This window comes from Myroides sp. LJL115 (assembly GCF_054871665.1).
In genome coordinates, this window is record NZ_JBTXLS010000012.1 from 1 (window position 1) to 15,429 (window position 15,429).

Genomic DNA, 15,429 nt, shown 5'->3' on the forward strand with positions numbered 1-15,429 from the left:
GCTATACTTCTATACATGACATCTACTTAAAAGTATCGTAAAGTTAAGAACCGCCTTGGTACGGATCCGTATGCCAGGTGGTGTGAGAGGTCGGCTGAAGAAATAATCTTCAGCCTCCTACTCGATTATATTTTAAAGTCTTATAATGTCTGATTTTTTAAATAGTCAGTAGCTTGTCTAGCTTGGTTAAAAAGTAAATCTAAGATGCTTAAATTGTTTAAAAAACCATACTTTTCTTGGAAGACTTGGCTATAACTATCTAAGGTTGTAGTGTCTTTTTTCCCATCTGCTAAATAGCGAAAATCTTGGATGTTATCCTGTACTTGACTATGGTACTCTAAGGTTTTCTCATAATCTAGATTTACCCCTAAGCAATCACATACAATTTGATGTGTATCTAAGTTTAGATCCAACATATATTTGTATGGTTTGTCAAATACTTGACGAATATCATCTTCAAAATATTCAAAGAAAGGAGAAGTACGGTAAGCAGCTTCCAATGTCTTAAAGTGCTGTTTCTGCCATCCAAAACTATGTTCGATTTGAGTGTCTTTAAACAATCTGCTTTCCTTAAGGTGTCTTACAGGTATATTTAGCATTTGTAGGCCATTGGCACTATAGATATACATTCTATTACGATTGGTCTGCTTTTGAAAATTATCATGATTTTCAAAGTAGATTTTATCGGCTTGCATCATGGCTACGTAACTGCTAATTGGAGCAAAATAGCACGGTTGAATAAGGATGTTATTCATGGTATTGTTAATCTCTATTTTTTGGTGTTGTTTTTTTCTTTTCTTTTCTTATAGGTAGTATATCCGAAATATCCTGCTAATAGTAGTAGAAAGTAAGGGAAATAGGAAATTTGTTCTCCATTGCCATTAACGGTAGTGAATAAGCGGTTCCAACGTATTTTATCTAATGGTTTAGACCATGGAACATTATGATCTAGGCTCATCCAAATAAACACTGGCTTCCCTACAATATGATCCTCTGGCACAAAGCCCCATATTCTGCTATCTTCAGAATTATCTCTATTGTCTCCCATCATAAAATAGTAGTCTTGTAAAAAGGTATAGCTATTTGCTGGTTGACCATTGATATAGATTTGACCATCTTTTACCTGTAATGTATTATTTTCATATACTTCTATTACGCGTTTGTAAGTTGGTAAATTTTCTAAGTTAAGAGCAATAGTTTCCCCTTTTGCAGGAATGTGTAAAGGGCCCATATTATTTGCAGTCCAAGTAGTAGAGTTATGTGGGAAAACATAACCAGGGTAAACTTGTTCTGGCAATCTTTGGATATTTTGTACTGCGCTAAATGTCTTTAAGTAATCTACATCTTCTTGGGTCAATGCTCTAAATCCAATTTTTGTTTTATCTGTACTGATATAACCATAAGGATCTGTTATATTAAGCTTTTTAGCCACTGCATTTAGGTCAAAGTTATCTCCATTGGTGGTAATAAGGTAGCTAAACTGTATTTTGGCTCTATCGTTTAATTCTAATTTCTCTCCATTGATATAAACATAACCATCCTGTACGCTAATATCTTCTCCAGGTAATCCAACTGCTCTTTTTACGTAATTGGTTTTCTTGTCAATAGGTTTGATAACTCCTGGTCTTGGATCATAGGTTTGTAATTTATATACTGTATCGGTTGGCCAGTTAAAAACTACAATATCATTTTTCTGTATCTTTTGAATTCCAGGGATTCTAAAGTAAGGTAAAGAAGGACTTTTTAAATAGGAAGGCTTTTGAGTAAATGGCATAGTATCGTGTACCATTGGCAAAGCTACCGTTGTCATTGGGGTTCTAGGACCGTAATGAAATTTACTTACAAATAAGAAATCTCCGACTAATAATGTTTTTTCTAAAGAGGAAGAAGGAATAGTGTAAGGCTGCATTACGTAGGTATGTATAATAGTTGCAACAATAACTGCGAAAAGAATAGAACTAACTGTTTCTCCAGTAGATGTTCTAGGTTTTAAGTCTCTGTTTACTACATATTTTACATCCTGTGTGTAATTGATATAATAGATATACAATCCAAGTGTAGCTACTACTAAAACAGTATCTAAAGTAGTATTCTTCCCAAAACTCCTAATTGTTTCCACCCATATAACTGGGAACATAATTAAATTAACAACAGGAATAAATAGTAGAATAACCCACCACCATGGACGGTTTATTATACGCATTAAGATAACAGCATTATATACTGGAATTAATGCCTGCCAAGGCTTAAAACCAGCTTTTTGATATAATTTCCAAACTCCTAAAAAGTGTATAACTTGCACCAATAGGAAAAATAAAAACCATTGTGTTATAGTCATGATAATAAGGTTTTTAAGAGTTATTTTTGTATGTTAAGCACATCGCTCATTGTGAAAACACCTTTTTTCTGGAAAATCCATTCTGCAGCAACTACAGCCCCTAGAGCAAAACCTTCTCTATTGTGAGCGGTATGTTTGATTTGAATTTGATCAATTTCAGAGTTGTAATCCACTATGTGGGTACCTGGAACATTACCCTCTCTAATACTTGTAATAGAGATCTCTTTATCTAAAGGCTCTTGCATTGTCCAATTGTTATATTTGGTATTTGCTATAATTCCCTCTGCTATAGTGATGGCTGTTCCACTTGGTGCATCTAGTTTTTTAGTATGGTGAATTTCTTGTAGATCAACGTTATATTGGTCTAAATGGTTCATCATTTTAGCCAAGTATTGGTTTAATTCAAAAAATATATTTACTCCAATACTAAAGTTAGAAGCATAGATAAATGCCCCGTTTTTTTGCTCTACATATGCAATAATTTCTTGGTAATGATCTAGCCATCCTGTTGTTCCACATATCACAGGAACGTTATAATCAAGAGCTGTTTTAATGTTTTCAACCGCTACTTGTGGTAAGCTAAAATCAATGGCTACATCGGCATCTTCTAATCCTTCAAAGGAATTTTTACTGTGTTTTTTAAGCACAATTTGATGACCTCTTTCCAGGGCAATTCTCTCAATAATTTGGCCCATTCTTCCGTAGCCTAATAAAGCAATTTTCATAATAATAGTGGTTAGTTTTTAGAATTTATAGGATATGTTTACAGCATATTGCATTTGGTGGACCGGATCAAATTTATTGTTTAATTCAAAAACCGGTTTGATGGTAAGGTTTTCATTGACGTTAAACTGGGATAAATGCGCATCCACATTTGCATCCACAATACTTAGAATATAAAAACCTACGGTAATTACAACAGAGAGGTCTCTGTTTCTTCGATAAAATTTTTGAGCATCTAATAATCTTTGGTTATCTAGCTCTCCGAAAATAGGATCATCTTTATCTACTATACCCTGCAAGCGTCGTTTGTACTCGTTGCGGTAAGAGGTATATTGTTTTTGATTATCTGCCCAAAAGTAGGCTGGAATTCCAATACCGGCATAAACTAGTGGAACTTTCCAATAACTTTTGTTGTAAATTTGACCAAGGCCAGGAACAACACTGGTAAGAAAAGCCGCTCTTGCCGGGGCTAAAGCATTTATTTCTTGGCTATCTAATTCTTGTTTTTTTTCTTTTTTACTTTGTCCAAAAGTGTTTAAAGACAATAGAGTACAAAAGAATAAACATATAATAAATCTACTTTTCACTAGTTTCTAAAAGTTTGATGATACGATTTAAATCTTCTTCAGAGCGGAAAGGTATTGAAATTTTTCCTTTTCCATCATTGGAAACCTTGATATCTACTTTAGTACCGAAAAAATTATCAAAAGATTTACAATAATGACTATTAAGGTTAAAAGCATTAGCACTTTGTTTGGTTTTTTCTAAGGAATTTACTGAATTACTTTGGTATGATTTAACCAGGTGTTCTGTTTGTCGAACCGATAGATTTTCCTTGATAATTTTATGGTAGATTTGACTTTGAATGTCGGTGTCTTCTATGTTAATAAGTGCTCTACCATGTCCCATAGATATGAAACCATCTCTCATACCAGTTTGAATAATTGGATCTAAACGAAGTAAACGCAAGTAGTTGGCTATGGTAGATCTTTTTTTACCTACTTTTAAACTTACTTGCTCTTGGGTTAAATCAATCTCATTCATCAGACGTTGGTAGGATAAAGCAATTTCAATAGGATCTAAATCATGACGTTGAATATTTTCTACCAAAGCCATTGTTAATGAGTCATTATCATTAGCAATGCGTATATAGGCAGGTATTTTCTCTAAGCCAATTAAAGTAGATGCTCTAAGACGTCTTTCTCCAGCAATTAATTGGTATTTATTAAAATCGATTTTTCTAACCGTAATAGGCTGAATAAGACCTAATTCTTTAATACTTGTAGCTAATTCCTGTAGAGACTCTTCGTTGAAGTTTGTTCTTGGCTGAAAAGGATTTACCTCAATAGAGGTTATATCCAATTCAATAATATTGGCCACAACTTTATCCGATCCAAAATCATTTACAGATTTTATATCGTTGTCAGGGTCTTTTAATAGTGCCGATAAACCTCTTCCTAAAGCCTGTTTTTTAAATGCTTTTGCCATAATTAATTTATTTGCCGACTTTTATATTAATGATTCTTTCGTATAACTTCATGAGCTAAGTTAATATAATTAGTTGCCCCTTTACTAGTTGCATCATAATTTATAATACTTTCTCCAAAACTTGGCGCTTCACTTAGTTTGACATTTCTTTGAATAATAGTTTGGAAAACCATATCGTGAAAATGTTTTTGGACCTCTTCTACCACTTGGTTCGAGAGTCTTAAACGAGAATCATACATAGTTAATAGCAATCCTTCGATATCTAAATGAGGATTATGTATTTTTTGAACACTTTTTATAGTGTTGAGTAATTTTCCTAATCCTTCTAAAGCAAAGTACTCACACTGAATAGGTATAATAACAGAATCTGCAGCAGTTAATGCATTTAAAGTAAGTAGACCCAAAGATGGAGCGCAATCGATAATAATATAATCGTATTGGTCTTTTATAGATTGTAAAGCTTGTTTAAGCATATATTCTCTATTCTCCCTATCCACTAATTCTATTTCGATGGCTACTAGGTCAATATGAGCTGGTATCAAGCTTACATTTGGTGCTGTACAAGGTACAACAGCTTGCATTGGAGTATAACTATGGTCTAATACTCCATAGGTTCCAATTTCTACTGTATCTACATCAACTCCTAGTCCAGAGGTTGCATTTGCTTGAGGGTCAGCATCTATAAGTAGAACTTTTTTCTCTAACGCTCCCAAAGATGCTGCAAGATTTACAGAGGTAGTTGTTTTTCCAACTCCACCTTTTTGATTTGCAACGGCAATGATTTTCCCCATTTTATTTAAATGAATTATATAAGTGGTAAAAATACGATTTTTTATGACTTGATAAAATCTTATTTATCAACACTTTGGGTAAAGTATTAACAAGTAGAAGGTTAAGAAAAAAAAATGTCATTTTAAGTAAAATGACATTTTAAGATAAGTATTGTATTTTTATTTTTTTCGAATAGCCATTTCTAAGGCATCCCACATAGGCTCAGGGATTTGCTCTAACATATTGAATTCTCCAGCACCTTGAAGCCATTCTCCGCCATCTATAGTAACTACTTCACCATTTATGAAACTTGAGAAATCAGAAACCAAATATGCAGCTAAATTGGCTAATTCTTGGTGATCTCCAACTCTTCTTAGAGGAACTTTTTGGGTTAAGTCAAATTTATCCTTTAAATCTCCTGGTAATAATCTATCCCAAGCACCCTTAGTAGGGAAAGGTCCTGGAGCAATTGCATTGGTTCTAATACCATATTTAGCCCACTCTACAGCAAGACTTCTAGTTAGGGCTAAAACTCCTGCTTTAGCGCAAGCTGATGGTACTACATAACCTGAACCTGTCCAAGCATAAGTGGTGGTGATATTTAAAACTACATTGTTTTTTTGTTTGGTTTCTATCCAGTGTTTTCCAAAGGCAAGAGTACAGTTTTTACTTCCTTTTAAAACAATGTCAATAATTGTGTCAAAGGCATTAGCGCTAAGTCTCTCTGTAGGGGAGATAAAGTTACCCGCGGCATTATTAACAAGCACGTTTACCTTTCCAAATTTCTCTATTGTCTTTTCTAACATATCACTTACTTGGTCGTAGTGACGTACATCACAAGCAATAGGGTAGCATTGACCTTTTGTGGCTTGACTTAACTCTTGTGCTGTTGCTTTTAATTTATCTAGATCTCTGGAGGTAATAACTACTTTTGCTCCTAATTCTAAAAAATAAGTAGCCATAGACTTACCTAGACCACTCCCTCCGCCTGTTACTACAATGACTTTGTCTTGTAAAGCGTCTTGTTGAAGCATTTTTTGGGTGAAACTCATAAAAGATTATTTTTGGTTAGACATCTAATATATGCAAAAAAAAAGATATATGCATGCATATATCTTTTTTGGTATTTATAAAATAATTAGATCAAAATTATGGTCTAAGGGATCCAACTTTTTTATTAACTCTTGAACAAGATTTGGACCGTACTGAATGTAAAAACTACTAAAATTACTATTTCTCTCTTGCAAGGAGCCAGAGGGGAATAGTTCAGTTTGAATGCTAGCAATACGCTGTAGTTTATCCTTTTGGGATTTTTTATCCGCTTTTAAAAGACGCTTTTGCAAATTATCTAAACCTTTTAGTTGCTTTTTTTCTTGTGCTAAAACTGCTCCTTTAAAAGATTTATCCGTTTTATCGCATAGGAGTAATAAATCTTGGAATTGTTTTTCTAAAAGTTGCTTTTGCGACTCGAAGTTAAAATCTACATTAGAGTACTCCTTTGCTTTTAAATTAATAAGGGCCTCTTGCTTTAAAAAGATATCTTTCCACTCTAAGTTTAATCGGTCTAATTTTTCTACTTGCTTTTTAGAGGCAATTAAAGCAGAGTTTCTCAAACATAAAATTGGGAAGGTTACCTTATTTAAATCAAACACTGGTTTTAATTCTAACCAATAAGCAAGCTCTCCACCACCGCCAATATAACATAGGTTAGGTAAAATTACCTCTTGGTATAAAGGACGCATAATAGCATTTGGGCTAAAGTTTTGCGGGTGGGTCTTTAAGTGTTCTAATAGCTGTTCTTTAGTAAAAACAATATCGGTATTATTAACATGGTAAACACCATCTTGAAGGATAATACGCTCTCTTAGATCATCTAAAATATAGAATAAATTGATATCTCTAGGATTAACCTGTATTTGGTAATCTTTTAAAATAGCAAAAGTAGTTTCGACCTGGGATTTAGTTGTTTGCTCTAAAAGTTCTCTTTCTACATAAGGAGCGAAAAGCTGTTTTAGCTCTGCATCATCCCCATCTACAATAACAAGGCCTTGGTCAGTAAACAATTCATTGGCTAGGTATCTAGTTGCCTGTGCTAAATTCTCATGGTTTAAATATGCATCTTGAAATAAGTCCTTTATTTTTTTTGCATTGTCTCCTAGAGGAAGGTGCCCAGAGAAAACCTCTAAAACCTTGTCTAGTCCCTCTGTAGATAATCTTCCCACAGGACCTGTGCTTGACCTTTGCCAATTGATTTTCTTATCCTGGAAAAAGAAGTGGTTGATTTCATCAAAATCATGGTCTTCTGTAGCCATCCAATATACGGGTACAAAATTATATTGGGGATATTTTTTCTTTAAAGTGGTACATAGATTTATAACCGAAATAATTTTATACAAAAAATACAAAGGGCCAGTGAATAAATTCAGCTGATGTCCAGTGGTGATTGTAAAGGTATTCTCGTGTTGTAATAAATTTATATTTTCTTGGGTTTTTAAGCCGCAAGATACTGTGGAGTATTGTTTTTGTAGTGCACTAAAAAGTTGATCTCTATTTTTAGAAGAGTAATTCTCTTGCTTTTCTAGGATCTGAGCATGGAAATTCTCTAAGCTTGCAGCCCTATTATAAAGAGGTTCTAAAGTGCTTTTCTGGTTAAGATAATCTACCATTAACTTAGAAAAGTAGCCTGAGTTTTGAAAAGTAATCGTATCGTTAGGCATAAGTATAGTCTATTTTTGTGCTAAATTAAAGAATTAAATCTGCCTACGGCTAGCTTTAACGTTGGGTTAATATATTTTATTGTCAGTTACAATATACTACCTTTGTAGCAAAATTCGAAATTAAAGTGAATACAACAATTACTCTTATTACTCCGGCCTTTACCCAATTAAATACTCCTTATCCTGCTACGGCTTATATAAAGGGGTTTTTAAATACCTTGGACATACCTAGTTATCAAGCCGATTTAGGTATTGAGGTTATCCTAGCGATTTTCTCAAAAAAGGGATTGACAAGGCTTTTTGACTATGTTCATCAAAATACAGAGGAAGTATCTTTAAATGTACATCGAATTTTAGCCTTTGAACAAGATTACATTGAGTCCATTGATGCGGTTATAGCTTTTTTACAAGGAAAAAACCCAACTCTTGCTCATGGTATCGTTCAAGGGGATTTTCTACCTAGAGCCTCAAGGTTCGATCAGTTAGAGGACCTGCACTGGGCCTTTGGTGATATGGGAATTCAAGATAAGGCCAAACACTTAGCCACTTTATATTTAGAAGATTTATCGGATTTAATTCAAAGTAGTGTGGATACTAATTTTGGATTTAGCCGTTATGCAGAGCGACTTGGTCGTTCAGCACATAGCTTTGATGAGCTTTATGCATCTTTAGGGGAGCCGCTATCTTATGTGGATCAAATAGCTATAGAGATTTTAGAACAGATTATTCAAAAGACCTCTCCTAAAATTATTGGTTTTTCTATTCCATTCCCAGGTAACTTATATAGTGGATTTAGATGTGCTCAATACATAAAGGCAAACTATCCGGATATTGCCATTACCATGGGAGGAGGATTTCCAAATACGGAATTAAGGGATTTAAAAGATGTTCGTGTATTTGAATTTTTTGATTTTATTACCCTAGACGATGGAGAGGCTCCACTTGAGAATCTAATTGCGTATGTAGAAGGTAAAATAGAGTTAAATGAGCTAAAAAGAACCCTAGTTTTTGAGGATAATAAAGTACAGTACATTAACAATCCACTTAAACACGATTATAAACAAAATCAGATTGGTACTCCAGATTATAGTGATTTACCTTTAAAAGAATATATATCTGTTATTGAGATCGTTAATCCAATGCACCGTATGTGGAGCGATGGAAGATGGAATAAATTAACTATGGCGCATGGTTGCTATTGGGGTAAATGTACTTTCTGTGATATTAGTTTAGATTATATACGCCTGTATGAACCGGTAACTGCCAAGTTAATTGTGGATCGTATGCAAGAACTAGTGGAACAAACCAGTGAAACTGGATTTCACTTTGTAGATGAAGCAGCTCCACCTGCCTTAATGCGAGAGGTTGCTTTGGAAATTATTCGAAGAAAATTACACGTAACTTGGTGGACTAATATTCGCTTTGAAAAAAGCTTTACTCAAGATCTTTGCTATTTATTAAAGGCCTCTGGATGTATTGCCGTTTCTGGTGGTTTAGAGGTTGCATCGGATCGCTTATTGAAATTAATCGACAAAGGTGTTACAGTGGAACAAGTAGCAAAGGTAAATCGCAATTTTACTCAAGCAGGTATTTTGGTACACGCTTATTTAATGTACGGTTTCCCAACTCAAAGCTCGCAAGAGACCATTGACTCTTTAGAAATGGTTAGGCAAATGTTTGAAAACGGGGTAATGCAAAGTGGATTCTGGCATCAATTTGCCATGACTGCTCACTCTCCTGTTGGTATGGATCCTAAGGCATATAAAGTAGAATCTTTATTGGCCAAAGAAGGAACCTTTGCCAATAATGATGTACCTCATAGAGAACTTAATGGAAATGAGCATGAGAAATTCTCTTTTGGACTAAGAAAGTCTCTTTATAATTTTATGCACCATATGTGCTTAGATTGGCCTTTACAAGATTGGTTCGATTTCAAAGTTCCTAGAACTTCTATTGCACCAAATTTTATAGAGAACTGTTTAAATGAGCAGACCCTGCCAAACTATAAGCCTAATCAAAAAGTATTTTATTTAGGAAGCTTGCCTTTTATAGAGGCTTTTGAGAAAAAGAAAAAAGGGAAGGTGTTTGAAATGGCTCATATGGTTTTACATACTAAAAAGAAAACCCTTGGTATAGATATGAACTTAAATCATGCCAATTGGTTTTTACATTTTGTACAGCAATTAGATCAAAGTCCAACTAGAACCTTAACCTATGCTCAAATGAAAGCTAGTTTTGAGGAGTTTACACAGGAGGATTTTGAACCGTTTTTATACAGTAAACCTTTTCAAAATATCAAAGAATTAGGATTGTTAATTCTTTAAAAAGTATGCAATAGAAAACCGATGAGGTTTTCTATTGTTGTTTAAAAGAGCCTTGGTTTTTAGTGGGATAATAAATCAGGACATAGGCCCGAAGAATTTAGGCTAAATCAAAGGGTAATTAGACTTTGTTTTTCTACATTTGTTTTTTTACTTCTTATGGAAATAGATATTTTATTGTATTTGTGTCTGATTGCATTTTGCGCAGGATTTGTAGACGCAATTGCCGGAGGTGGTGGATTAATTCAAACCCCTTTAACTTTAGCTATAATGCCCAATATACCTGTTGCAAGTCTTATTGGGACTCTAAAAATCCCCGCTTTCTCTGGAACTGCTATAGCCGTAAGACAATACCTAAAGACAACTTCCATTAATTGGGTTTACTTCGGTGTTTTAGCAAGTATTTCTTTTTGTAGTGCATTTTTGGGATCCTTTGTGTTAACTAAAGTGAACAATGAATTTATTAAACCATTATTACTTATCATATTGGTATTACTGTGGTTTTTTACTTATTTAAGAAAGGATTTTGCCCGTAAAACAATAGTGGCCTTAACCCAAAGAAGACAATACACTTATGGTATTTTAATTTCTATTATAGTTGGATTCTATGACGGTTTTATAGGACCTGCTACTGGAACCTTTTTTATCATGGGATTTGTATTTCTAGTGGGCTTTGATTTTTTCAAGGCTTCGGCTTATGCAAAGATGATTAATCTAGCTACCAACTTTGGTAGTATATGTCTGTTTTTATTAAAAGGCCAAATTATATGGAAAATAGCCTTACCTATGGCTTTATGCAATGGGTTAGGGGGCTATTTTGGAGCCAAATTAGCTATTTTAAAAGGACAGGTGTGGGTAAGATATGCTTTTTTATTTATTATGTTTTTGGCCATTTGTAGGTTTGGTTACGAGGTGGTAGATTTTGATTTTTTAACAAACTAAGACTCATAAGAGAATTTATTTTTTTCCTATATAAAACAAAAGTCACCTTTTAAAAAAGGTGACTTTTTTATGTTCTAAACCCAAAGGATTAGTGTGTTTTAAGGTGTTTTAATAATAGCTCTCTTGCTCACAAAGAGTTTGGTGCTGCTCAAAGTCTACAAATAATTGGCAAGGCGTTATTTGGTTTATTCCTAAGACATTACTATTAGTATCCTCACGGCGAATTTTAGCCTCTAGGTGATAAAGTAAGGAATTATCGCTTTGAGTAAAGATGCGAAGATCCACTTTGTTTTTATTTTTATTCCATAGATAATACTTAGGTTCTTGCTCTTGAGAAAAAGAATCAAAATCGTATATGTCTTCTGTTTTTTTAGAAAGTAGTTTAATCTCTCCTTGTACTAAGGAGCCTTTGTTAAAGGTTACTGTCTTCTTAGGTTTACCGTCTTCAAAAAAGACAACATCTCCCTGTAATAGGTCATCTTGCACTTGGTAAGACAATAATTTGTCTTGTGCTTTATACCATGTTCTAGTGAAATGGTTTTCAGATTGAAAAACATCTTGAGCACTAATTTGTGCATCGGAATAAGAATCAAATTGGTAGGATTTAGTTGTGATCCTTCCATTTTTATAGTTTGTTGTAACAGTGTAATAATACAGTGATTCTTGTAAAAAACCATCATAAGGCTCTCCTTGTTTATATTCTATTTCAGAGATAAGAGTAGGTTCAAACAACACATTATAAGAGGTATATAGACCATCTTTTAATCCATTTTTATAATGGATTTGCTCTTGTAGTTCTCCTTCAAAAAATACTTCTTCTTTGATTAGTTCCCCTTCTTGGTAGTACTCTTGGGAAAGTATAGTAATAAAATCTGACACAGATAATTGTTGTTTTTTACCGTGTACTAGACCTTTTTGGTATGGGATTTTAGTGAAATTATAAGAATCCATCAACCATACTTCCCCATTATAAGGTAAGCGGTTTTTGTATTCTACTATACTTGAGCTTTGGTTGTGATAATCGTAAAACACTCCTTGTTTATTAAAGTCTATTTCCTTTTGTAAGAAGTAAGAATCAGGCGTTTTTTCTATGTCCTCACTCCAGTAATTATTCTCTTTCAAAGCGTAGCTTTTTTGATAGGTCAATTGCCCATTTTCATATTCACTAAAGGAAATAGGAATGTTTTCATTTGAAAATTCGATAATTGTTCCTCGGCCTTTTTCTCCTTCAAACTGTCCCATTAATGTATTGTTTGGGTGATAGTATTTAGCATTGGCTAAACTATCTTGATAGTTGAAGTTGGTGTAATTGCTAATTTCTCTAACAGCTCCATCTGGATAGAAAAAGGTTTTTGTACTTTGTCCCAAAGCACTTATAACTTTAGAGGCAGGACGTAAATTTTGTGTAAAATCTTGGTTTGGATAAAAAGTTTTTACTTCGGTGATATGTCCGTTTTTATAAGTATCTTGTTGGGTTATACCAGTGTTTTCTAAAACGAAAGATTGTCCATTATAGGGCTCCAAATAACTGGTGTTTTGAGGGTTATATTCCAATGTTCCAATACTATTTTGCTGGAAATCATAGTAAGTACTCTTATGATCTTCGTAGTATTCAAACAGGACTTTAGTGTTTGGGTAATAGGTAGTTTGCTTTATAATTCTTGAATCTTTGTAGGTAGTTATTTGATCTGTATCGTATTTAGTACCATCAAGGGGGCTATAATCCTTATAAGTAAGGGTAGAGCGTAGCTTTTTATTTGCATCAAAATACTGTATTGAATCAAGTTGTGTGTCTGCATTGTAGAAAGAAGTTTCTAAAATAGGATTTAACTCTGATGTTGTATCGTAATAACTTACACTGTATAATTGATCATTTTTATACTCCATGGTAGAGGCAATTCTATCTTGTGTACCGTTTTGATAGTCAAAACTATAATCTTTCCCATCTTTATAGTAAGAGTTATTGTTTATAAGATATTCTCCCATTATCTCCCCCTTTTTATCAAAATAGATACTTTTGGTATATTCTGGTGAAGTAGTGGTAGTATATTTTTTAGCACCATTGCTATAAAAACCTTCTATATTAATTTGTTGTGCCTTTTCATAGGTAGTTACAAAGTCTATGTCTAAACTTTGGTTAAAGGTCTGAGCTACTGTTCCACTATAGGGAATACCATCTTGGTAAGTACAAGAGTATAGTAAATCACCTTTTTTATTAAAATAGTTGTTTTGGGTTTGCAGTGAATTTTCGTATAGGAATTCTTGACGATTTAAAGGGTTTTCTAAATCGCTATATTGTATTAGTCTATACTGGCCTTCGTCTATTTCAATATATATGATTACCCCCTGTTCTACGGTACTGATCTTACCATCTGTCATGTAACCATGTTCAAATAAAACAGTAAACTTTTCCTTTGTGATGGGATGATAGGAATCTACTTTATCGTATTGACCATCTTGATCAAAGAAAAAAACATTGGTAAGTAAATTTCCATTGTAAAAAGAATTTACTTCTCCCACCCAAACAAAAGTTCGATTATCCTCTACTATGGCTTTTCCTTGTAAGATCATCTGCTGGCTAGATAGATCATAAAGACTATAGTGGGATGGAGTAGTTTCATGGTCGTTCTCTATCACATAATGAGTAGCATTTATTTTGTCGGTTATTTCTTTAGAAGCATTTAAATAGATGGTGTCCTTACTGATTTGTGCATAGGTAGTGCTGCAAAAAAGGATAAGTGGTAAGATTTTTTTGTACATACTGTTGGGATTTAATACAGCTAAATTAGCACCAATAGACTTGGTTAATTTTTAAATTAACATTTTATTAAGGGTAAATCACTGAAAACCATGAGAGGATCATATATAAAAAGAGCTCCTTTTTTAAAAAAGGAGCTCTTTGAAAAATAAGTAAGTAGTCTCAAAAAGGAAAGACCAAGGTTGTAAAGCCATCTTTCCTTTATTATTTTAGTTACTGCACTTTTTTAGAACCTAGTAAAATAGAAGAGTTCATTAAAAAGATAGCTGCTAGAATTAATAGTATTCCCACCCATTGTAGCCAAATCACTTGTTCTTGAAGTACAAAGTAAGCTACACTTACCGATACGGGTAATTCTAAAGAAGAAATAATACTTCCAAGACCTACTCCTGTATAAGGAAATCCCATGTTTAAAAATATAGGTGGTAGTATAGTTCCAAATAAAGCCAACAAAATTCCCCAAGAATAAAAGATAGACCAATTGAAATCGTGTATCGAAGCAGTATTGTCGGAGAAATAACCATAAAAATCTTGCATAAAGGAAAAGTTATTAGGTCCTATTTGGGTTATAAATGAAAACAATGAAACGATAATCGTAGCTCCACAAAGCATAAATAAACTTCTTTTAGGCGCTGCTAATTCATTGGCAATTAAATTCGAACAAAGCATTGTTGTTGCAAAAGATAAAGCAGCTAATAGTCCAAAAAGGACTCCTCTTACATCTAGTTCAATATGGCTCTGCATTACATTAGTGGCTAAGACTGTTCCAAATAAAACCATAAAAACAGCTATTATTTTGGTTAGACTTGGAAATCGTTTAGTTAGAATACTTTCCATAACAACACCAATCCAAACACTTTGCATTAGTAAAACCACAGCAATAGAAGCATTGATATAACTAACCGATAAGTAGTATAAAACCGAGGTAAACCCCATAGAAGTTCCTCCAAGAATTAAATTTCTAATTTCTTTAGAAGTAGCTTTTTTTTCCGCAGTGGATTTTTTTCTAAAAAAGTTAATCAAAAACACTCCAAGTAATCCCAGTAAAACTTGGGAAAAAGTTACTTCAGGAGTTGTATAACCATGTTCATAGGCTAGTTTTACAAAAGAACCCAACATTCCAAAGCTAGATGCTCCTAGTGCAACTAGAAAAACGCCTTTTATTGTATTTTTTTGATCCATATTTAAGTCTTATAAAGTGCCGCAAAATTATCCTTTGCACCGCTCTTTAAGAAGGACAAATGTCTTTTTGAAAACAATTTAATTTAAATAATACACTCCTTTATGCAAAGTAGGGGGAAAGTACTTTTTTTGAGCTTATCTAAGGTAGATAAAAAATACAGCAAAATAAAAAAAGCCTGCAATATTTTG

The 15,429-nt window shown here is 33.5% G+C and carries 12 protein-coding genes; 2 read left to right on the forward strand and 10 right to left on the reverse strand.

Annotated features, from left to right (window positions below):
- Nucleotides 1-140: 140 nt before the first annotated feature.
- The 8 genes from ACYSNX_RS04620 to bshC form a co-directional block, all read right to left on the reverse strand.
- Entirely contained in the window at nucleotides 141-755 is a 615-nt protein-coding gene (locus ACYSNX_RS04620) for a WbqC family protein (RefSeq protein WP_461753518.1), read from the reverse strand.
- A 14-nt stretch (nucleotides 756-769) separates the two neighbouring features.
- Nucleotides 770-2,338, reverse strand: a complete 1,569-nt coding sequence (gene lepB, locus ACYSNX_RS04625; protein WP_461753519.1) for a signal peptidase I — start codon at nucleotides 2,336-2,338, stop codon at nucleotides 770-772.
- A 20-nt stretch (nucleotides 2,339-2,358) separates the two neighbouring features.
- Entirely contained in the window at nucleotides 2,359-3,063 is a 705-nt protein-coding gene (gene dapB / locus ACYSNX_RS04630) for a 4-hydroxy-tetrahydrodipicolinate reductase (RefSeq protein ID WP_461753520.1), read from the reverse strand.
- Nucleotides 3,064-3,081: 18 nt separating this feature from the next.
- The gene (locus ACYSNX_RS04635) at nucleotides 3,082-3,648 is read right to left on the reverse strand and encodes a DUF5683 domain-containing protein (RefSeq protein ID WP_461753521.1); all 567 of its coding nucleotides are present in this window, start codon (nucleotides 3,646-3,648) and stop codon (nucleotides 3,082-3,084) included.
- Nucleotides 3,638-4,549 (reverse strand): ParB/RepB/Spo0J family partition protein, encoded by a 912-nt coding sequence (locus tag ACYSNX_RS04640; protein WP_461753522.1) that lies wholly within the window; start codon nucleotides 4,547-4,549, stop codon nucleotides 3,638-3,640. The genes ACYSNX_RS04635 and ACYSNX_RS04640 overlap by 11 nt, the downstream gene beginning before the upstream one ends.
- 26 nt (nucleotides 4,550-4,575) lie before the next feature.
- The gene (locus ACYSNX_RS04645) at nucleotides 4,576-5,340 is read right to left on the reverse strand and encodes a ParA family protein (protein ID WP_461753523.1); all 765 of its coding nucleotides are present in this window, start codon (nucleotides 5,338-5,340) and stop codon (nucleotides 4,576-4,578) included.
- Nucleotides 5,341-5,499: 159 nt separating this feature from the next.
- Nucleotides 5,500-6,372: an SDR family oxidoreductase gene (locus ACYSNX_RS04650; RefSeq protein WP_461753524.1), complete on the reverse strand. Its 873-nt coding sequence runs from the start codon at nucleotides 6,370-6,372 to the stop codon at nucleotides 5,500-5,502.
- 75 nt (nucleotides 6,373-6,447) lie between these two features.
- A complete protein-coding gene (bshC, locus tag ACYSNX_RS04655) occupies nucleotides 6,448-8,037 on the reverse strand; it encodes a bacillithiol biosynthesis cysteine-adding enzyme BshC (protein WP_461753525.1) in 1,590 nt (529 codons plus the stop codon).
- Nucleotides 8,038-8,162: 125 nt separating this feature from the next.
- On the opposite strand from bshC, the gene ACYSNX_RS04660 reads away from it, so the two are divergent.
- Both ACYSNX_RS04660 and ACYSNX_RS04665 read left to right on the forward strand, forming a co-directional pair.
- Nucleotides 8,163-10,361, forward strand: a complete 2,199-nt coding sequence (locus ACYSNX_RS04660; protein WP_461753526.1) for a B12-binding domain-containing radical SAM protein — start codon at nucleotides 8,163-8,165, stop codon at nucleotides 10,359-10,361.
- A gap of 156 nt (nucleotides 10,362-10,517) precedes the next feature.
- Entirely contained in the window at nucleotides 10,518-11,300 is a 783-nt protein-coding gene (locus tag ACYSNX_RS04665; RefSeq protein ID WP_461753527.1) for a sulfite exporter TauE/SafE family protein, read from the forward strand.
- 108 nt (nucleotides 11,301-11,408) lie between these two features.
- On the opposite strand, the gene ACYSNX_RS04670 is transcribed toward ACYSNX_RS04665, so the two are convergent.
- Both ACYSNX_RS04670 and ACYSNX_RS04675 read right to left on the reverse strand, forming a co-directional pair.
- Nucleotides 11,409-14,060: a hypothetical protein gene (locus ACYSNX_RS04670; protein WP_461753528.1), complete on the reverse strand. Its 2,652-nt coding sequence runs from the start codon at nucleotides 14,058-14,060 to the stop codon at nucleotides 11,409-11,411.
- A 211-nt stretch (nucleotides 14,061-14,271) separates the two neighbouring features.
- A complete protein-coding gene (locus ACYSNX_RS04675; protein ID WP_461753529.1) occupies nucleotides 14,272-15,240 on the reverse strand; it encodes an EamA family transporter in 969 nt (322 codons plus the stop codon).
- Between the last annotated feature and the right edge of the window lie 189 nt (nucleotides 15,241-15,429).